Here is a 19,453-nt window from a genome sequence, read left to right as displayed (position 1 = left end):
CTATCCCTCTAATTCTTTGGCAATTTCCAGATCAACCCAGATATCATCATCGGCATCGTCCAACACCGGAGCATCAACCACCGCATAGGACCAGTCATTGATCACCTCAAGCGCACCGCCGAGCATCAAATTCAAATTTCCGCACAGCTCTGTCGCCTCTTTCCGGGACCACTGTTCTTTCTCCAGCAAACTGCGATAAAGCTGGCTATGTGCGGGGTCAAGGCCTCCCTCCTCCGTTAATGAGGCTGGAGCGCTTTCTGATTCTTCCGGTTCTTCTTCGGTGAAAATCGTGTTCAGTAATTTACGAACATCATCCGTGGCAGATTCGTGGTGGGCAAGTACATTAGCATCCAGTCTGAACCCTGCCGTTGGCTGCTCAGTTGGTACAGACGAAACGAGATCATGTTCAGTTGCGGAATGCTGATGGATATTGCTTGATACAGATAATGGATCCAGACCCAGGCTTGAATAAATCTTCTCAAGCTGTTTGATTTCGGCAGGCGCTATTGTGCCATCCGAGCAGGCAACACTAACAATAACTTTACCCACTGCTGATTTTTCCGCAGCCCCCAGCAACTCAATCCTGCTTTTCATTCCCGTCATATTGGCAGGGGTATGTAACTGCCACGTTAAATATGCGTGTAGAGAGCGCTTTTCATCATCAGTGAAGCCAGTATTGTTGTTGATAGCATTCTCAAGCACTTTCTGTTCGGCTTGATCAAGAGAATTATCAATCAAGGCGACCATCGCCCCTAATCTGAGCGTCATTACTGCTGAGATAAATTCAGGAGAAGGTGAGAAGCGTCCATCTTCACCGGCAGGGAACAGAACAAGAGCGCCATCGACGTCTGCCTTCACATGGTGGTAATACGGATCAGGTGCCAGGCAGTAACCCATTTTCTGTGCAAAGGCCTGCATCAAGTCGGCCTCTTTTTTATTAATCTTCGCTGGGCAGCTGGCATTCATATGGGCCCAAAAATCAGCAACTGAGACTAACCCCTCCTTATTGAGGATCGCCTCATCAGCCCAGCGTTTGAATGAGCTTAATATTTTTTCTGCACTTTCATTAACGATCTCTGAAGGCAGCAACATAATTGCAGCAGTATCATTTACTGAGGTGCCTTTCCTACCAAGGTAGCGACTATATGCATCAAGTTCATCTGTACATATATCGGCAAGGGCAATAATTTTCTGAACCGGGCCCTTCAATGCACTTGGGTCAGGCAAGTCAGGAACAGGAAGACGAATGCCTCGCAAACTGGGGCTTGCAGGTGTGTAATCTAACCGCAGACGTGTTTTATTCGCCTTAACGACCATCCCTTCACCATATTTGAGGGTATAACGCCGTTTGAAAAGCGCAGCAAATTCTTTGGCACATCGGCGAGCGGGGGTACGCAGCGCGTATTCGGTATGGTTTATTACCCAAGCCAACGCCAGTTCGGCTGATACAGGCATTCCCTCATGTACAGTTTTAGCCAAAGCCAGCTTAAATTGCATGCCATTACTGAAACCTGATGCACTATCGAGATCTGTGGCCAAATCCATGTCCGGGCGCAGAATAGACATGGCTTCGAGTAATTGTGTCGAATATCCACGGAAGGAACGGTTCTCGCTGAATACCGACCTTAACCGACCGACTTCATTGAACAGGTTACGGAATTCAGCATCAGGGAAATTTTGGTCAGCGGAATCTACAAGCGCTTTTCTTTCCAGACCGTAGAGATATATAAAGACATAGCCTATAGGACACGATGAGTCGGACCTATCACTGGCAAGCCAACTGACATACGCACCGCGTGCTTCTGGTGAAAGAGAGGAAAACCTGGGCCAGTATCCTAATGAACTGTCTTCGTAAAAATAAGAAGTGGGTTGTATTTTACACGTGTCATCAATTAATGATGCCTCACTTCCCTCGTCATAATAGCCGTTTAGCTCCTGTCCAGTGGGCTTCATACGTTGCCCCAGATAAATGTGACCACCGGTAATTGTTACACCAGCTACAGTTATCATCTCACCCGGAAGTACCCATCGAGCAAATGCGCCTGCTGACTTTGAGGTATTCCGGTAATGATTGGTTGTCACATGAAGTTCGACACCCTGACCGCTGCTCAGTGTAAAAGTTGCCAGGTTGTCATCTTCGCTATCATCTTTTTGCACAACCATCTCTTTTTTCTTGGTGTCAGCGCTCCATTCTGTTGCTTTTGGTGGTGCTTTGACGGTTCTGGAAACAGGAGATCCTGCAGATTTATGCTTTTTCTTTTTGAAAAACAAAAAATAAACAACATAAATCGCCACTAAAAATATCCATAACTCCATGAGCATTAACCTTAAAAATGACTTTTCACATACACCGACCGAATGGCGAGAGAAAGCAGGACAAGGGGAATATTCTCAAAATAATACTTCTAAATTGCGAGGGTTAAAAGCAAATCGTAATAAAAACCAACTCACTGATTTAAATAATAAAATCATTGAATAGTGTGCCAACAATCTACTGAATGTGATAAGAGATCCGAAAGCCGCAACCAATTAACTTAAAATTAATTGTCGGAAAATCATCTATTTCATGCAAAAGAAATATCAAAAAGAAAACCTGCACACTTTTTTGCGCAGGTTCCTTTCTTCTACGCCTCTTTTTTGCGAGGTAACGAAGAGCTGTTTGTTAATGATTCTAGATAATCAGCATACCACTGTAGCATCCCTCTCCTGTTCTCTAAATGCTGTGCATGGTTATAAGTCCCACGAATGGTATTTTTATCCACATGCGCAAGCTGCAATTCAATCCACGCAGTGTTAAATCCTTCCTCATGAAGAATCGTGCTCATCGTATGCCTGAAACCATGTCCAGTCGCTTTTCCATGATAACCAATTCGTTTTAGTACCTGGTTTATGCTGGCTTCACTTATTGGTTTAGCAATGTCGTTACGTCCCGGGAAAACCAGGTTATACCTGCCAGTTATCATCTGGAGTTCACGCAGCGCCTCTATAACCTGATCAGATAAAGGCACCAAGTGAGGTCGCCGCATCTTCATCCTTTCGACCGGAACTTCCCAAACGCGCTTGTCAAAATCAAACTCTTTCCATTCTGAAAGACGAAGTTCAATGGTACGAACTCCCGTTAGCATCAAAATACGCGTCGCAAGCCGTGTTATTGGACTTCCCGAATAAGCCTCTAAAGCCTTCAAGAAATCTGGCAACTGATCAGCCAGAAGATGAGGATAGTGAGTTGATTTCGCCGTAGTCAGGGCGCTGGCAAGTTCGGCAAAGGGATTGTTTTTCGCTCTACCCGTAACGATGGCATAAGTGCAAACCTGTTTGCAGGCCTGACGAACCTTCCTCAATTTATCGAGCACGCCGCGCTTTTCAAGTTTGCGTAGTGTGGTGAGAGCCTCTAACGGTTCAATTTCTGCTATTGGTCGTTTACCGATATCAGGAAATATATCGTTCTCAAATGCCTCCATCAGATCTTCGGCATACCCCTTTGACCAATTGGGGCGCTTGTATTCATGCCATTCCAGTGCAACAGATTTGAACGTATTTTCTACAGCGACTTTACGCGCTTGCTTTTCTACCTTTTTCTTTTCACTGGGATCAATGGAATTGGCCACTTGCCGTTTTGCTTCATCTCTGCGCTGCCGAGCCTCGGACAATGATATTTCCGGGTAAACGCCGAGTGCCAACATCTTTTGTTTCCCATCGAAACGATATTGCAATCGCCAGTATTTAGACCCATTGGGATGGACCAGCAGATGCATCCCTTCCCCATCAGTAAGCTTATAAGGCTTGTCCATTGGCTTCGCACTTCTTACCTTCACATCGGTTAATGCCATTTGAGGCCCCCATGCTGGCTGTTGGTACAAGATTTTATCGAACGGGGAGATACCATCACATATACCAACAAATACTACTTGATGTACGTTGATACGAGTAGAGCTCGGTAGAATAACGACGCGCTAAATTCAGCCAATACCTTGAATTTTAGGCATAAAAAAAGACGTCGGTTGACGTCAGTTTACTTGAAAATGGTACGCCCTACAGGGTTCGAACCTGTGACCTACGGCTTAGAAGGCCGTTGCTCTATCCAGCTGAGCTAAGGGCGCATTATGTGGATGCTCACCGTTGAGGTGGAAACGCCTGGAATTATACGGTCAGCGCCTGGTGAGTCAATGTATTTTCCGCTGGTTGCTTGCTTAGTGAACGACGCTGCGCATTTTCGCAACACCTGTCCCATTTATGCCCGAAAAGACCTGGTCTTTCTACTTATCCTGATCGCTTCCTGGGAAAAGTCCCATGTCTCTTTAAGTATTCGCGCCTATATCCCCCGCTTTGTGAAGGACAAAATGTTTCCATTAACTAATGTAATGGAGCCTATACGTGACAAATAGAGCAAAACATAAAAAAGGCCGGGGTTACCAATGTAAATCAAAACCGATTATACAGCGCGATAATAGTGATGGGATGCTTAACCGTCTGCCAGCTATTTCCGCGACCGGAAACAGGGTTGAACATGATTGCAGTTCGTTTGCACTGCGGTTATTACACGACCAGACGCGAAACTTAACATTGCCAGGATCAACACGCCAATCCTTGCCTAATCTGCCACTTCACTCTCAGTCTTACACCATCTCATTTATGGACATCCCGATAGTATATCGCCCTGATTTAGCGGTTGAATCATTGAACTTACAGGCTCTTGTGGTGCATGGTGGCGCGCAACATATCCATTGCCATCACACCGTCACACAACTTCACTCTTCTGGTGTCGCGTTTTTTCTGGACAATCGCACCCGGGAAGCGCCAGAGGCTTTTTCTGATACAGGCTTGCATATTTCCAGCTTACTGGTTGATAAAACGGCAACCTGGCAGCGCCTTTATACGCCCGATATTCTCAAACCGGGCATAAACCAGCCCAGTCATTTTGCTCATATGGCATCCATTACATGGCGCGAAACAGCACAACAGCCGGATGCGCAGTTTGCGCATGGCTTTTTTTGGCCAACACTTTTCGGTCACGAAAAGTGAAATACGTTTGCGAGGGAAAATGCGAACTTTCATCCGCCGGGAAAAAAATCGCCTCCACAGGCCCGATTACCGGGTTTTACCCTATCGGGAATATCCGCCGCCGGTGTTTGACAGGCTGGAACACCTTACTCAGCAGCTCAGTTTCGCCCTGCCTGAATGCATCATCAGCCAGATATTAATTTCAACCGATAGTTTTCTCAGCTATGCCTGGAACAGGGGGCTCTTCTCCGGTAAACGCAACGCCGTGTTTTCATCGCTTGATTCAGCACATCATCGGTTCGCGGAGCCGCATCTCTCGCACCTGATCGTGGATATGGAGAGCCTGCTCACATCGCGTTTTAGCGCCCTGGAAACCCTGCGGCAGCTCGCTTCGCACAATCGCAAACTTCATATCTATCTGTTAGCGACAAAAAGCGACGCGCCACTGTTCAATTTCCTGCGCGCGGCTGGTCCCTTTCGCGTAATAAAACGGGATCTCCCCGTCAAGCCATTCAGGCAGGCGCTGTTGGCTCCTGCCTCACCTGTTGATGTTTCGCGCAAATTTCCGCCGGTAGAGTGGCAGATGTTCACCGCGCTGGCGCAAGGAAAAACGCTGAAACATGTCGCTCAGCTACTCAATCTGCCTTACCATCGCATGGTTTATCGTCTCAACCTACAACTGAGGCAACTTGGGTTGCCCGATCGTCAAAGTTTGCTTCATTTACTGCACCGCTTAACGATAGATGCTAATCACTATTGGGGATAACAGGCGTTGCCATCCTCCTTATCTAAGAAATTACTTAGTCAATTTTTCTTGCCGGGTATGTTTTTTTACATAAAACCAACAATTACAACTATTCCTGGTACTGTCTTTTTTTAAAATCCACTCAGATTCCACCCAAGACGCACGTTGTTATCCAGCGTTGTAGCAATGAAATTGCGATAACAGCGATTAACAATAAGAAAACAATCAAATAATTAAATTGTTTTAACCATTAAAAAGAGCGTAAAAAACCATGCTTATCAAAATCAGCAAGCTATCATGCCAAATATTCAATCACCTATTATTGCTCTCAGAACTTCATATTTAGAAATAGCCTTCATGAACTCTTAACGCTTTTCTGCCAGAACTTCCCAGGTATAATTACAGTAACTTATTAATAATTACGATATCTCTCTGTATTAGCACGTAATTGATATTCCCCGCATTCGTAAATTACGAATGAAAATAACTTGGCGAGTAAGGATGCTATCGGTTTTTCAAGGGAATTATTTTTCCTCATAGAATACTTGAAGTTACATTTACCTTTTCGACGCCTATCGCATTTACACAAAGGCGTAGCGTTAAAAAAACAATCTGAGGCAAAAAGATGAAACCGGCTTCCGTTATCATTATGGACGAATATCCTATTGTCAGGATGTCGATAGAAGTGCTTTTAGAGAAAAACCAGAATGTTAAAGTGGTATTAAAAACGGATGATAGCCGTGCGGCGCTTGATTATATCCGTACGCTTCCCGTTGATCTGGTTATTCTGGATATTGAACTCCCTAAAACAGATGGCTTTACTTTATTGAGAAGAATCAAGGCGATACGAGAAGATGTCAATGTGCTTTTTTTATCATCAAAATCTGAATCGTTCTATGCTGCAAGAGCCATTCGCGCTGGCGCTAATGGTTTTGTCAGTAAGCGGAAAGAGCTTAACGATATTTATAACGCCGTAAAGATGATTCTTGCCGGGTACTCTTTCTTCCCATCTGAGACGCTGAGTTATATAAACCAACCGGGCAAAAAGAAAGGAGAACAGCGGGACATGCCGCTTTCTAATAGAGAAGTAACGGTATTACGCTACCTCGCCAACGGATTATCGAACAAAGAAATTGCGGAACAGCTTTTATTAAGCAACAAGACGATCAGCGCCCATAAATCGAATATTTTTTCGAAACTCGGTGTGCATACCATCGTCGAGTTGATTGATTACGCCAAATCACACGAACTGCTATAGCACTCTACGCCCGGAAAAAGATTACCGGGCGTATGCTTTATTGAAAATAAAATTAATAGTAATTAATCGCGAAAGTGGCATCGGCATTTGCCGTACCGGGTACAGGATTATCGGCCAGCGCGATGTAATTGGCGTAGAACTGCAGCGTTGCATTGCCATTGCTGTCCACGGCTATATCCTGGCTGGCTGTCGCCAGCGCTAACGGCGTGCGATCTCTGTCGCGCAGCTCAATAGCCACTTTCTGTGCCATCAAGCTATCTTTTAACGCCAGCAGTGCCGGGTTGCTGGCGGCTTTCCCCGAAAAGGTGATCGATGCGCTACCTGGCGGGCACCCCACTAACCGCAAGCTAAAAGGTACCAGTGGCGTGGTATTACCCGCATTTTGCAACTGTTTGGTTGGCCAACGTCCTAATTGCACCGTTTTGTCGTTGTCGGCCGTCTCGGCATAGCACGTAAAGTCCACTACCGTTGCGCGTAACTGAATGTTGATTTCTCCAAGCGGCGTATCGGCGATCGCAAACGGGCTCAGCCAGCAGCCAACGAGCATGACATGGCGTGGTTTGATAAACATCACGGCTCCTTAATCATAATCAACGCGCAAATAGCCCCGCGCCACAAAATCGCCCTCGGCGGGTTTGAAGCCTGTGACGCTGACCGGCCACGCACTGATATCAACACGCGCAGCGGCGTTGTCATCAAGCTGGAAAGGGATTTTGCTACCCAGCGTGTTGGGGGTAAGCGGATTGCCCTCACGGTCAGCCACGACAAACCCCACATCAGGGTTATCAGAAACCATTACCTGCCCACTGGCTTTTTCCGCTTCCAGACGCATCGAAAGATAGGCCTGAGCGTCAACATTGGTGCACGCTATTGCCACGGTTTTAATTTGCGGATCAACGCCGTTCGGGCGGTTCCCCGGCCCGGCTTGGCTAAAGAGCGCGGCGCCAATTTTATCAAACTCAAATTCAACGACCTGGCCTGCATTGAGTTTGCAGCTTTGCGGCACTTCCACTTTGCCGCTGTAGCTAATGGTATAGACCGGTACCGTGAGGGCATCTATGTCCGTACTGGTGACATATACCCTGAACATGGTTTGGCGCGGGATCGGCACCATATTGATAAACGGCCGCACCACTTTAAGTTTAAAAATAAGCTTCGAGTCCATTACACCAAAAGGTTTCTGATTGGGTACGTTGGGGTGTGTTCCCATGCGGATAAAATTTCTCGGCGGGAAAAAGATGCCAGCGTAATCATCGGTGATGCTCATCGCCCCTTCCAGATAATCATTTAACCTCATGTATTTGTAACCGCCATCAATGGTATGTATCGGCAAGTCAGAGACATAGCTTCGGTAGGTGTAATTCACTTTGGTGCCGGCAGGACAGATAGCCTGGACGCCAACCCAGCCGGATTTTTCCGGCAACGTCACCACCTCACCAACATGGTTATTCCCGCTGGTAAACAGGTTCGACAGGTCATAATAGATATCTGTCGGTATGCCCTTCGCGTTCACACAAATTGTGGCCTGCGCCGACGTCGCTGCCAGTAACAACAAGCCGCAAAGCAGTGCATGAAATCTGTTCATAAAATCATCCTTGTTCACAACGGGCGCTTGTCATCACCACCGCCTGTTGCAGGCTGGCTTCCGGTAAGGAGTAGCGAGCAAGGCAGCGCGATTGCGTGCCGTCTCCCCACTGCACCAGCAGTTCACCCTGCAATGGCAAACCGCTTAAATACGCCTGTCCGTCCTCGCCCACCATGCTGGTCACGCCGCTGCCGGTTTCACGTACCACCGAACCAAACGGCACCGGGCGATCACCGCGCATCAGCGAAATCAGTGCGCGTACACCAATCCGGGTGTCAAAGCTGGCGCGGACCAGCGCGCCCTGCGTGGGCACGACGCTACTGACGCTGTTTTGCACATCGGTGTGGTTATCCATCGTGTTGGTATCAAGCGCAATGCGGTTGTATCGATAAACGGAGGCATAAGGGACGATGGCGTAGCCTCGCCAGTCGGTTTGCACCCCGGTCTGATTTTCCACCCGCACGCCCTGCGCACCCGGCGCTTTGATAAGTACGTTGGTATCGCCAAGCGGCTGGCCAAAAGTTACCCCGTCGGCGTGCGCGACCACACCACCGCCAAGCTGCCAGTTATATTCGTGCTGGTAGGGATCGTAGTTATAACCGAGGCCGAGCGTGCCCCAACCGGCCTGCCAGTTGGCACTGGCGCTGCCGCTGTAACCACTTGTGCTGCTGTGCCCCTGGCTTACGATGTAACTAAGGTTGCGTCCTTCAAGTAAGGTGCCGCCAACCCCGCTCTGCCAGCTATTTTGTCCGTTGCTATTACGGCTAGCGTTAAGGCTGGCATACGTGTGATCCAGCGCGCTTCCCCGGCTGAAGCGCTGCCCGCTCAGAGCGCTAAACGGTACGGAAAGATTCAACGCAATAATACGATCCGTATTATTGATGCCGGGTGAGCGGTTCCACGACCAGGTAAGCGAGTAGCTTATCCCCCGCCAGCCGCTGGCGTAACCGATCTGATACCAACTGCTGGGCTTAACATTGTTCCAGTAAGTTTGTTGGCTGCCGGAAATATACAACGAGCCGTAATCCCCCAGGTTTTGCGAGATATTGATCTGAAAGCGCCCTTTTCTGTTGTTGTTGAGGTTGTGATAGCTAACAAGCACCGGTTTTGGCTTCCGTCCCCCCTCACTTTCGTCCTGATCTTCATACTCATACCCCTCCATGCGGCGATAGGCGACATCACTCAACGTGTAAAAACCGCGCGTTGAGTAGCGATACCCGAGTAGCTGAAAGTTGGTGCCATATTGGTTGAGTGATTTGGCATACAAAAAGCGCAACGATTGCCCCTGATGCGTGCTGCCATCCGCCAGTTCGTTGCGTGCCTGGGTAAAATCGAGCGATATCGCCCCCCAGCCGCCAAGGTTTTTTCCAGCCCCCAGCACAAAGGCGTTATAACGCTTTGCCAGTTGGGTTCCGCCATAGGCGGTGTAACCGCCCGCCAGGCCGCCGATCACGCTCCCCTGAACAAAAGAAGGGGAAGATTGTTGATCGTTGCCGCTGCGAAAATTCCCGGCCACGAGGTCATATTTAAAGCGTCCTTCACGTTGCAGGATCGGCACCGTCGAATACGGCACCGTATAACGTTGTTGACGGCCATCTTTCTCATCGACGGTAACGTCCAGATCGCCGCTGGATGAGGTAGGGTTCAGATCAGAAATCACAAAAGCACCCGCCGAGACATAACTCTGATAAATGACATAGCCGTTCTGGCGGATGGTTAATTTGGCAGGCGTGCGCGCAATGCCGCGTACGGTTGGCGCGTAACCTTGCAGGCTATCGGGAAACATATTATCGGAAGAGTAAAGGCGTACCCCGCGAAAACCGAGGCTATCAAACACGTCGCTGCCGGTATTACTGTCGCCCATCACCAGCTCGCTTTTTAGCGGGATAAGGGAACGTTGCAACCAGCTTCCGATGGTCTTCCAGCTGCGGGTGTGTTCCGCTCCGCTGCTGCTGTAGCGCCAGGCACCATTATTACGCAACCGCCATGGGCCATAATTCAGCCCGCTTTGTAAGCTCAGAAAACCGTTATTGCTGCCGGTGCTGTGGCTCCCTGTAAAGCTATAGTTAAGCAACCCGGCGGTAATGCCTTCGTCCCATTCCTCGGCAGGAATGTAACCGCGTGCGCTGTTCAGCATCGAAGCCTGGGGTAACCCAATATTCAGCCGCATTGCTGAGAAATCAAAAACAGCTTCAGCCCCCGGTATAGCGGTCGTGATATCGATACAGGCGTCACCTTTGTCGGTGAGCAGCGCCGGAAAAGCGCGAATATTAACGCCCAACCGCTTGAGCAAATCGAGCGTGAAGCATGGCATCAGACCACCGGAAGCGGGCGTCGCCCCGTGATGGGCAATATCGAAACGCAGATCCTGGGTGGCGATAAATTCACCATCGCGCCAGATATCCACCCGATAAACGCCCGGCGGCTGGTTACCTTTTTCAAAGCGTGATAAATCGGCAACGGCAGCGGCATCCTCTGATAAAAACGCCGGGTTGAAGTAGTTCTCAGCGCGGCTCATCGCCGGGTGCAACACCGCCAGCAGCGACAACGCCAGCCGTGAGTAAGCTGAAGGAGACGTGCGCTTATTCATAGGCATCCCTGTCATTTGTCTCTGTTATGGCAGACCAACGGTTTTCACCGGCGTCAGCGCGCCGTAATCATTCACCGTCTGGAAAGTCACTCCGCCCTGAGCATCAGGCGGAATAAGCAACTGAGTACGGCCTTTAGGCGCAACCATGACATTGTCGAGCTTCTGTTTGCCCATATAAACATTCACCAGAGTGATGTAATACGCGGAGGGATTAGTGATGTTCAGGTGTTTATCGAGACGCGAAAACTGCAGTTTCGCAGACGCATCCTCTGTTAACCCCGATAGACTTTTCGGGCGAACAAATAGCTTAATGCGAGAGAGAACAGCCAACTGCAGCACGTTTTTGTCTGTGGCATTCTCTTTGTTCACCGATGGAATCGCTTTTACGCTCAACCAGAACAGAGATTCGCGGTCGTCGGGTAACGGTTGCCCGGCGTAGATAATACGCAGCGTGTTTTCACTTTCCGGCTCGCTAACAAACAGCGGCGGGGTCACGACAAACGTTTTTTCTTTTTCTCCATGACTATTTTCCACCCATGAATTCACCAGAAAACGTGCTTTTCCATCGCTATTAGAAATAGAAAGCGAGGTCTGCTTATCCCCGGCAGGATAAATAACCCGGGTTGCGCCAAGTGCTATTCCTCCAGCGGCTTTTACTGGCAGCGCGATAGATAATAAAAGACTGATAATCCAACCTGATTTTAAAAAAATGTTCATAGCGCAAATAACTCTTCAGAATATTATGCGGGCCATAAGAAATATGTCAGGGGTAGACCAGCGGAAACCAGACAACAGAATGTAAACGTCGTGTCGTAATACGCTCTGTAATCGCGCGGTAGCGTGCATAAAAATGGATTGCCACTTCATTAGCGATCGTGGGGAAATAAGAGAGCGGCATGCTGTGTCGCTGCTTTTGATCAAACAGCGCCAGCGTGAGACCTGTCCTCATCATGAATAATTTCTCGCATTACATTGTCAAGCGCCTCGTCCCTGAGGCCATGTCATCCCTGGAAGTAATGGGTTATTCGTATTTCATGATGAACGTCGCATCCGCATTTGCCTGCCCTGGTGTCGCGGTCGCGCTGGTGGCTTTGTAACGTGCGGAGAAGTGTAATGTGTTGGTGCCTTCAAGCAGCGCCTGAGCGGTGGAGAAGCTCGCGCCGTCCGGGCTCAGTGTTTTCGAGGCATTATCAAGAATTTCGATCCCCACCCCGCTTGCCGTTGCACTGTTGTCACTGGAGGTGACCGCCAGTAGCGTATTATCGGCGGCATCGGCCTGGCCCGAGAACGCGACAGAAGCCGTCGGGAAGATGGCAGGATCGCAGTCATTAAGCACAATGTTGAACGGTACAGAGCCGCTGGTTGCCCCCACATCCGGGAATGAAGCGGTGCGATATTGCCCCAGCGTCACTGTCTGGTCGGCGGAAGCAGTGCTGACCGCGCATGCTGCGTTCACCAGTTCCCCGTCAAAATGTATATTACCGCCGCTTACGGTGTCTGCTTGTACGGCACCTGCCATCAGCATCAATCCAGCTGCAACAGAACTAGCCATTAATTTCATTTTCATAATATTCTCCTTGAAATAAAAAGTTGCGATTCCGACATCCTGCCGAAAACCGTTTGAGACTTGAATACGCTAAATACCAGATGAAAGAATCTTTTCCTGTGAAGATATAACGCATCGGGAACAACTTATTCGCTTCCCATTTCTTCCCTGGGAAAACACCCAATATTTTTCTCTGTGGACATAACAACTAGCCACAGCACGACAGTAGTGATTTCGTAAAAGTTAAAATATTCGCCATTACTGTCATTACACCAGGTCTGTTCTTATTCGGGCTTAAGAAAAGGCCTGGCTTTTATTTATTAAAGGGATAAGAAATAGCCGTAAACGCCTGTAACAGTGGCTTAATAGCGGACTTTCTTAAGGGTGATGAATTGTTGAAATTTGGTTAACAACCAGCAACGGCGAAGCCCTTGATCTGCTGAGATTTCAGGCGCAGCGGCGGCGAAATCCGCAAACGGTGACTGACAGCGCGCCGCGCTTCTGACAAAATAGCCGCCATCCCCTTAGTTGATATGACAGATGGAATCCTCTCTCTGATGGCAGCAAAGATTATTGATGGTAAAACGATTGCGCAGCAGGTGCGCTCTGAGGTTGCTGAAAAAGTTCGGGCGCGCGTCGCGGCAGGATTTCGCGCTCCGGGCCTGGCGGTCGTACTGGTTGGCAGCAACCCGGCATCACAAATTTATGTCGGCAGCAAGCGCAAAGCCTGTGAGGAAGTGGGTTTCATCTCCCGCTCTTACGATCTCCCGGAAACCACCAGCGAAGCGGAACTGCTGGCGCTTATCGACAAGCTGAACGCCGATACCGCCATTGACGGTATTCTGGTGCAGTTGCCGCTGCCGGCGGGCATCGACAATGTGAAAGTGCTGGAACGCATCGCGCCGGACAAAGACGTAGATGGTTTCCACCCGTATAACGTAGGCCGCCTTTGCCAGCGTGCGCCGCGTCTGCGCCCGTGCACGCCACGCGGTATTGTCACGCTGCTGGAGCGTTACAACATTGACACCTTCGGCCTCAACGCCGTGGTGATTGGCGCGTCCAATATCGTTGGCCGTCCGATGAGCATGGAACTGCTGCTGGCCGGTTGCACCACCACCGTGACGCACCGCTTCACTAAAAACCTACGCCAGCACGTTGAAAACGCCGACCTGCTGATTGTCGCCGTGGGTAAACCGGGCTTTATTCCCGGCGAGTGGATCAAAGAAGGCGCGATTGTGATTGATGTCGGTATTAACCGTCTGGAAAACGGCAAAGTCGTCGGCGATGTGATTTATGAAGAAGCCGCCGCGCGAGCAGCGTATATTACGCCGGTACCGGGTGGCGTTGGCCCAATGACGGTCGCCACCCTGATCCAGAACACGCTGCAGGCGTGTGAAGAATACCATGATGTAAAAGGCGTATAAGATGGCAACATTTTCTCTCGGTAAACATCCGCACGTTGAGCTGTGCGATCTGCTGAAACTCGAAGGCTGGAGCGAAAGCGGCGCGCAGGCGAAAATCGCCATTGCCGATGGCTTTGTCAAAGTGGATGGCGCGGTTGAAACGCGCAAACGCTGCAAAATCGTCGCCGGTCAAACGGTGAGTTTTGAAGGCCAAAGCGTTACCGTCATCGCGTAATCACGCGTAGCACGCCGGGTGTCGCATCACCGCAGCCCGGCACCTTCTTTCTCCTTCCCCCTGCCGTCATCACGGTTAATTACCGATCAACCTCAAAGAATCATTAATTCATCTGGCTAAATGTGAAAATTTAGTTGCAGCCCGTTACGACTTATCTCACGATGAGTAGAACGTTCTACTAAAACGTTCTACTAACAATAACGGCGCCAAAAGAGCGCTACTTCGGGGGAAATCAGCATGAGTCTGATATCAGGGTTTGTTAAATCATTGTCTAAGTTGTCGATGATTGGCCGCGCGTTAATGTTGCCAATCTCGTTGCTGCCAGCCGCAGGTCTGTTACTTGCTTTCGGCGATAAATTTCACCTGCCGCTGATGATGAACGCAGGTGGCGTTATCTTCGATAACCTGCCGATGTTGTTCGCCATCGGTTCGGCGGTTGGTCTCGCTTCAGAATCGGGTATTGCGGCGCTTTCAGCCGCGGTATCGGTGTTCATTACCAATATCACTATCGGCACCATGTTAGGTATCACGCCGGAAATGGCCTCGCAGGGCGGAAAATATGCCATGGTGGTCGGCATTCCTACCCTGCAAATGGGCGTTTTTGGCGGGCTGATCTGCGGTATTCTTGCCGCCTGGTGTTATAACCGCTTCCACACCATGCAGTTACCAGAGTTCCTCGGCTTCTTCTCTGGTAAGCGTTTTGTTGCCATCGCTACCGCATTCTTATCCTTTGTGCTCGGCCTGCTGCTGCCCTATGTCTGGCAACATATTCAGGCGGGCATCGATGCGCTTTCCGTTATCGTCAACGGCGATAATCAAGCCGCGTCGACGTTTATTTTCGGTTTAGTGGAACGCGCGCTGATCCCACTGGGTCTGCACCATATCTGGTATCCGTCGTTCTGGTATTCGTTTGGCGATTACACCACGCAGGCCGGCCAGGTGATCCATGGCGATCAGACTATCTGGTTCAAAATGCTGGAAGAAGGCGTGAAATCCTTTAGCAGTGATACCTACCAGAACGCCGGTAAGTTTATGCAAGGTGAGTTCCCGCTGATGCTGTTTGCGCTGCCTGCGGCCTGCCTTGCGATGTACCACGAAGCGCACACCCGCAATAAGAAGATCGCGTTCGGTATTCTCTTCTCTGCGGCGCTGACCTGCTTCCTGACCGGCATTACCGAGCCGGTTGAATTCACCTTTATCTTCGTCGCACCTATTCTCTACGTCTTTAACGCCATTATGGCCGGTCTGGCGTATATGACGATGTACCTGCTGCACGCGCACATCGCGAAATCCTTCTCCGCCGGATTTATCGACTACTTGTCATTCGGCATCCTGCCGTCGTTTAACGGTTATCAGACCAACTTCCTTAACGCGGTGATCGTTGGCATCCCGATGGCGCTGATTTATTACTTCACCTTCCGTTTTGTGATCCGCCGCTTCGACGTGAAAACGCCGGGACGCACGGAAGTTACCGCTGTGGCAGATGATAAAACTGACAGCGAACTGGCAACCGAGATCATCGCCATGCTGGGCGGTGCGCAAAATATCGACTCCGTTGGTTCCTGTATCACCCGTTTGCGCCTGGAAGTGGCGAAAAGTGAAATGGTGGATAAAGATGGCCTAAATGGCCTGGGCGCACGCGGCGTAGTATTTGTCGGTGATAGCGGTATTCAGGTTATTTTCGGTGCGAGGGCGCAATTTATCGCCCAGACCATGTCCACAATGATCGGCAAATAATAAGATACCGGGTTGGCGCGTCCAGTACGCGCCATATCAGGTGGAAAACCGGGAAAATCAGGGAGCGAGTTTGAAGAAAGTCAGCATCATTGATGTCGCTAAGCAGGCGGGCGTTTCCGTTTCTACCGTCTCGCTGGTGCTGCGCCAGAAAGGGAAAATATCACAAGCGACGATTGCTAAAGTCCATGCCGCTATCGATGCGCTTGGCTATGTTCACAATGTTGCTGCCGCGAATCTGCGTGCCAATACCTCCAACCTGATTGGGCTTATCCTGCGCGATTTCAGCGACAGCTTCTCAATAAAAGTGATGGCCAGCATCGTGCAGGAGCTGGAAAAACAGGGTTACATGGTTTTTCTCGGTCAGCCGCTCAACGATGGCGATCACCTGGAACGCTGCCTGCTGTCTTTCAAACAACAAGGGGTTGCCGGGGTGATTTATCTCGCCTCCGATACGCGCAGCTCAACGCTTCCCGCCCAAATTCGCGACTGCCCGCTGCCGCTGGTGGTGGTGTCACAGTCGCTGCTCAATGAAGCGTGCAACCTGGTCATGCGCGATAACCGTCAGGCCGCCAGCCTGGCGACACGCTATCTCATCGAACGCGGGCACCGCAATATTGCCTATATTGGCGGCATTGAAGGCGATTTAATGCGCCAGCAACGTCTGCTGGGGTTTCGCACCACAATGACGCAGAACGGGTTGGTAGTACGCGAAGAAGCCACTCCGGCCTGCAGCGACGATACCCGCGCGGCAAGCTACGCTGTCCGCCAGTTACTGGAAAAAAATAGCACTATTACCGCCCTGCTCTGCCACTCGCCGGATGCCATGATTGGCTCCATCGCCGGGATCCACCAAACCGGGCATACGGTGGGCAAAGATGTGTTCCTCTCTCAGCAAGTGGCGCTCGTCGGCTTTGAAGATATGCTGCACGTCAATCTCACCTCGCCTTCCTTTACCTATGTTTCGTCCGCCAGTGAAGAGACCGGACGCCAGGCGGCGGGGTTGATCATTCGCAAGCTGAAAGAGCCCGAGTTGCAAACGCAGCGCATCACGCTTTCCGGCCAGCTGATTGCCCGCGAGTCCGCGTAATCCGAACACATCGGACAGACAGCGGCGTCCTCGCGAGCGGTAACCTCACGTCGGCTTATAACCAGCCAGCCCGGTTCTGTTCTGATGAGAAAAGATTCAGAAAACCCCGCAGTTTACCCGCCTGCCGCGTCGGCTATAATTTCGTTTTTCTTCAGAGACCTGCGTTATGCCAACGATTGTTACACATGCTGCTGTCCCGCTTTGTCTGGGGTTGGGGCTTGGCAGTAAAGTGATCCCACGCGGCTTACTGCTGGCGGGGATAGGGCTTGCCATGTTGCCCGATGCCGACGTGCTGGCGTTTAAATTCGGTGTCGCTTACGGCAATGTTTTCGGCCACCGCGGGTTTACCCACTCGTTGCTGTTTGCTTTTGTGGTGCCGCTATTGGTGACCTGGTTTGGGCGAAAATACTTCAAAGCGAGTCTGGCGCGCTGCTGGGCGTTTCTCACCGTGTCGCTGCTGTCGCACAGCCTGCTGGATTCCATCACTACCGGTGGGAAAGGCGTCGGCTGGCTGTGGCCGTGGTCGGATGAACGGTTCTTCGCGCCGTGGCAGGTGATCAAAGTCGCGCCGTTTGCGCTGTCGCGCTATAACACGCCGTATGGTCACCAGGTGATCATTTCGGAGTTGCTGTGGGTGTGGCTACCGGGTGTGATTCTGATGCTGCTGTTATGGAAAATGCGGCGGGGATAAATATCGACCACCGCCAGTGGTTTTGAAGGGACAACAAAAAAGCGGCCGAAGCCGCTTTTTTTCTTACTTACGACGCCAGGTCGTGCCCTGCGGGCCATCTTCCAGCACGATACCCATCTCGTTCAGACGGTCACGCGCGGCATCGGCTGCCGCCCAGTCTTTCGCTTTACGCGCATCGAGGCGCTGCTGGATAAGCTTTTCGATCTCAGCCACTTCGCTGTCATCCGCCTGCGCGCCGCTTTGCAGGAAGAGATCCGGATCCTGCTCCAGCAGACCCAAAACGCCCGCCAGTTCACGCAGCTTTTTCGCCGCCGCATTTGCGCCCAGCGCATCCCCGTCATGCTTCAGCGTATTCACTTCGCGCGCGAGATCAAACAGCACGGAATAGGCTTCCGGGGTGTTGAAGTCGTCATCCATGGCGTCGCAGAAGCGTTTCTGGAAAAGCTCACCGTTCTCAAAATAACGATGTTCGGCGTTATTGCTATCCGTACCACGCAGCGCGTTGTACAGACGCTCCAGCGCAGAACGCGCCTGTTTCAGGTTCTCTTCGCTGTAGTTCAACTGGCTGCGATAGTGACCGGACATCAGGAAGTAGCGCACGGTTTCCGCGTCGTAATACTTCAGCACGTCACGCACGGTAAAGAAGTTGCCGAGCGATTTTGACATCTTCTCGCGATCAACCATCACCATGCCGGAGTGCATCCAGTAATTTACGTACTCGCCGTCATGCGCACAGGTTGACTGGGCGATTTCGTTTTCGTGGTGCGGGAACATCAGATCGGAACCGCCACCGTGGATATCGAAATGCGAACCCAGCTGTTTGCAGTTCATCGCCGAACACTCAATGTGCCAGCCGGGACGCCCTTCGCCCCACGGCGATGGCCAGCTCGGCTCGCCAGGCTTGGACATTTTCCACAGCACGAAGTCCATCGGGTTGCGTTTTACTTCCGCGACTTCGACGCGTGCCCCCGCCTGCAACTGATCCAGATCCTGACGCGAAAGCTGACCATAAGTCGGATCCGTCGGCACCGAGAACATCACATCGCCGTTTTCAGCCACGTACGCATGTTCGCGATCCAGCAGGCGCTGTGTGATTTCAATAATTTCTGCAATATGGTGCGTTGCGCGCGGTTCGCTATCCGGGCGCAGGATATTGAGCGCGTCAAAATCCTTATGCATCTCTGCGATCATCCGGTCGACCAGCGCGACAAAACTTTCGCCATTCTCATTAGCGCGCTTAATGATTTTGTCGTCAATATCGGTAATATTGCGGACATATTTCAGCTTATAGCCGAGAAAACGCAGATAGCGGGATACCACGTCAAAGGCGACAAAGGTACGGCCGTGACCGATATGACAGAGATCGTAAACGGTAATACCACACACGTACATGCCGACTTCCCCGGCATGGATAGGTTTGAATTCCTCTTTTTGGCGCGTCAGTGTATTAAAGATTTTTAACATCGAAGATTCCATGTGGACGTGTGTGGAACGAAAACCGCATATATTACCCGTAATTCAAACCCGAAGCAGCACACTTTGCAAGGTGATCCAGCCTCGCGGTTATGCTATAAC

General features: G+C 50.6%; 17 protein-coding genes and 1 tRNA gene. 8 read left to right on the top strand and 10 right to left on the bottom strand.

Annotation, left to right across the window (positions count from 1 at the left end; translation table 11 throughout):
• The 3 genes from DFO56_RS16715 to DFO56_RS16705 form a co-directional block, all read right to left on the bottom strand.
• Entirely contained in the window at positions 1–2,316 is a 2,316-nt protein-coding gene (locus DFO56_RS16715; RefSeq protein WP_045509094.1) for a TerB N-terminal domain-containing protein, read from the bottom strand.
• A gap of 308 nt (positions 2,317–2,624) precedes the next feature.
• The gene (locus DFO56_RS16710; RefSeq protein ID WP_045509096.1) at positions 2,625–3,830 is read right to left on the bottom strand and encodes an integrase arm-type DNA-binding domain-containing protein; all 1,206 of its coding nucleotides are present in this window, start codon (positions 3,828–3,830) and stop codon (positions 2,625–2,627) included.
• A 193-nt stretch (positions 3,831–4,023) separates the two neighbouring features.
• Positions 4,024–4,100, bottom strand: a tRNA-Arg gene (locus DFO56_RS16705).
• A 274-nt stretch (positions 4,101–4,374) separates the two neighbouring features.
• On the opposite strand from DFO56_RS16705, the gene DFO56_RS24645 reads away from it, so the two are divergent.
• The 3 genes from DFO56_RS24645 (at position 4,375) to fimZ (ending at position 7,004) form a co-directional block, all read left to right on the top strand.
• The gene (locus DFO56_RS24645) at positions 4,375–5,022 is read left to right on the top strand and encodes a hypothetical protein (RefSeq protein WP_147271684.1); all 648 of its coding nucleotides are present in this window, start codon (positions 4,375–4,377) and stop codon (positions 5,020–5,022) included.
• Positions 5,023–5,041: 19 nt separating this feature from the next.
• Positions 5,042–5,767 (top strand): DNA-binding response regulator, encoded by a 726-nt coding sequence (locus DFO56_RS16690; RefSeq protein ID WP_233500408.1) that lies wholly within the window; start codon positions 5,042–5,044, stop codon positions 5,765–5,767.
• A 604-nt stretch (positions 5,768–6,371) separates the two neighbouring features.
• A complete protein-coding gene (gene fimZ / locus DFO56_RS16685; RefSeq protein ID WP_020456855.1) occupies positions 6,372–7,004 on the top strand; it encodes a fimbria biosynthesis transcriptional regulator FimZ in 633 nt (210 codons plus the stop codon).
• A gap of 52 nt (positions 7,005–7,056) precedes the next feature.
• Here fimZ and sfmF read toward each other — a convergent pair whose 3' ends face one another.
• The 6 genes from sfmF to fimA form a co-directional block, all read right to left on the bottom strand.
• Positions 7,057–7,575 (bottom strand): fimbria assembly protein, encoded by a 519-nt coding sequence (sfmF, locus tag DFO56_RS16680; protein WP_045509102.1) that lies wholly within the window; start codon positions 7,573–7,575, stop codon positions 7,057–7,059.
• 9 nt (positions 7,576–7,584) lie between these two features.
• Complete coding sequence (gene fimH / locus DFO56_RS16675) at positions 7,585–8,589, bottom strand: type 1 fimbria D-mannose specific adhesin FimH (RefSeq protein WP_045509105.1); 1,005 nt, start codon at positions 8,587–8,589, stop codon at positions 7,585–7,587.
• 4 nt (positions 8,590–8,593) lie between these two features.
• Positions 8,594–11,179, bottom strand: coding sequence for a fimbrial biogenesis usher protein (locus DFO56_RS16670; protein WP_114413890.1), 2,586 nt, complete (start codon positions 11,177–11,179; stop codon positions 8,594–8,596).
• A 24-nt stretch (positions 11,180–11,203) separates the two neighbouring features.
• Complete coding sequence (gene fimC, locus DFO56_RS16665) at positions 11,204–11,896, bottom strand: type 1 fimbria chaperone FimC (protein WP_045509111.1); 693 nt, start codon at positions 11,894–11,896, stop codon at positions 11,204–11,206.
• Between the two features lie 46 nt (positions 11,897–11,942).
• Positions 11,943–12,131, bottom strand: coding sequence for a hypothetical protein (locus tag DFO56_RS16660; RefSeq protein WP_114413889.1), 189 nt, complete (start codon positions 12,129–12,131; stop codon positions 11,943–11,945).
• Positions 12,132–12,200: 69 nt separating this feature from the next.
• Complete coding sequence (gene fimA / locus DFO56_RS16655) at positions 12,201–12,746, bottom strand: type 1 fimbrial major subunit FimA (protein ID WP_020456849.1); 546 nt, start codon at positions 12,744–12,746, stop codon at positions 12,201–12,203.
• A gap of 536 nt (positions 12,747–13,282) precedes the next feature.
• On the opposite strand from fimA, the gene folD reads away from it, so the two are divergent.
• From folD to DFO56_RS16630, 5 genes are all read left to right on the top strand, one after another.
• Positions 13,283–14,149, top strand: coding sequence for a bifunctional methylenetetrahydrofolate dehydrogenase/methenyltetrahydrofolate cyclohydrolase FolD (folD, locus tag DFO56_RS16650; protein ID WP_020456848.1), 867 nt, complete (start codon positions 13,283–13,285; stop codon positions 14,147–14,149).
• A gap of 1 nt (position 14,150) precedes the next feature.
• On the top strand, positions 14,151–14,363 hold the full coding sequence (gene ybcJ / locus DFO56_RS16645; protein WP_045509114.1) for a ribosome-associated protein YbcJ: 213 nt from the start codon (positions 14,151–14,153) through the stop codon (positions 14,361–14,363).
• Positions 14,364–14,600: 237 nt separating this feature from the next.
• Positions 14,601–16,100 carry a PTS transporter subunit EIIC gene (locus DFO56_RS16640; RefSeq protein WP_044489584.1) on the top strand — a complete coding sequence of 500 codons (1,500 nt, stop codon included), beginning with the start codon at positions 14,601–14,603 and terminating at the stop codon, positions 16,098–16,100.
• Between the two features lie 70 nt (positions 16,101–16,170).
• A complete protein-coding gene (malI, locus tag DFO56_RS16635; RefSeq protein WP_020456846.1) occupies positions 16,171–17,187 on the top strand; it encodes a Mal regulon transcriptional regulator MalI in 1,017 nt (338 codons plus the stop codon).
• A gap of 166 nt (positions 17,188–17,353) precedes the next feature.
• Positions 17,354–17,878, top strand: a complete 525-nt coding sequence (locus tag DFO56_RS16630; protein ID WP_045509116.1) for a metal-dependent hydrolase — start codon at positions 17,354–17,356, stop codon at positions 17,876–17,878.
• Positions 17,879–17,941: 63 nt separating this feature from the next.
• On the opposite strand, the gene cysS is transcribed toward DFO56_RS16630, so the two are convergent.
• Positions 17,942–19,342: a cysteine--tRNA ligase gene (gene cysS, locus DFO56_RS16625; RefSeq protein WP_045509118.1), complete on the bottom strand. Its 1,401-nt coding sequence runs from the start codon at positions 19,340–19,342 to the stop codon at positions 17,942–17,944.
• Positions 19,343–19,453: the final 111 nt, after the last annotated feature.

This window comes from Kosakonia sp. AG348, from assembly GCF_003337365.1.
Taxonomy (GTDB): Bacteria; Pseudomonadota; Gammaproteobacteria; order Enterobacterales; family Enterobacteriaceae; genus Kosakonia.
This window is presented reverse-complemented; position numbering and strand designations above follow the sequence as displayed.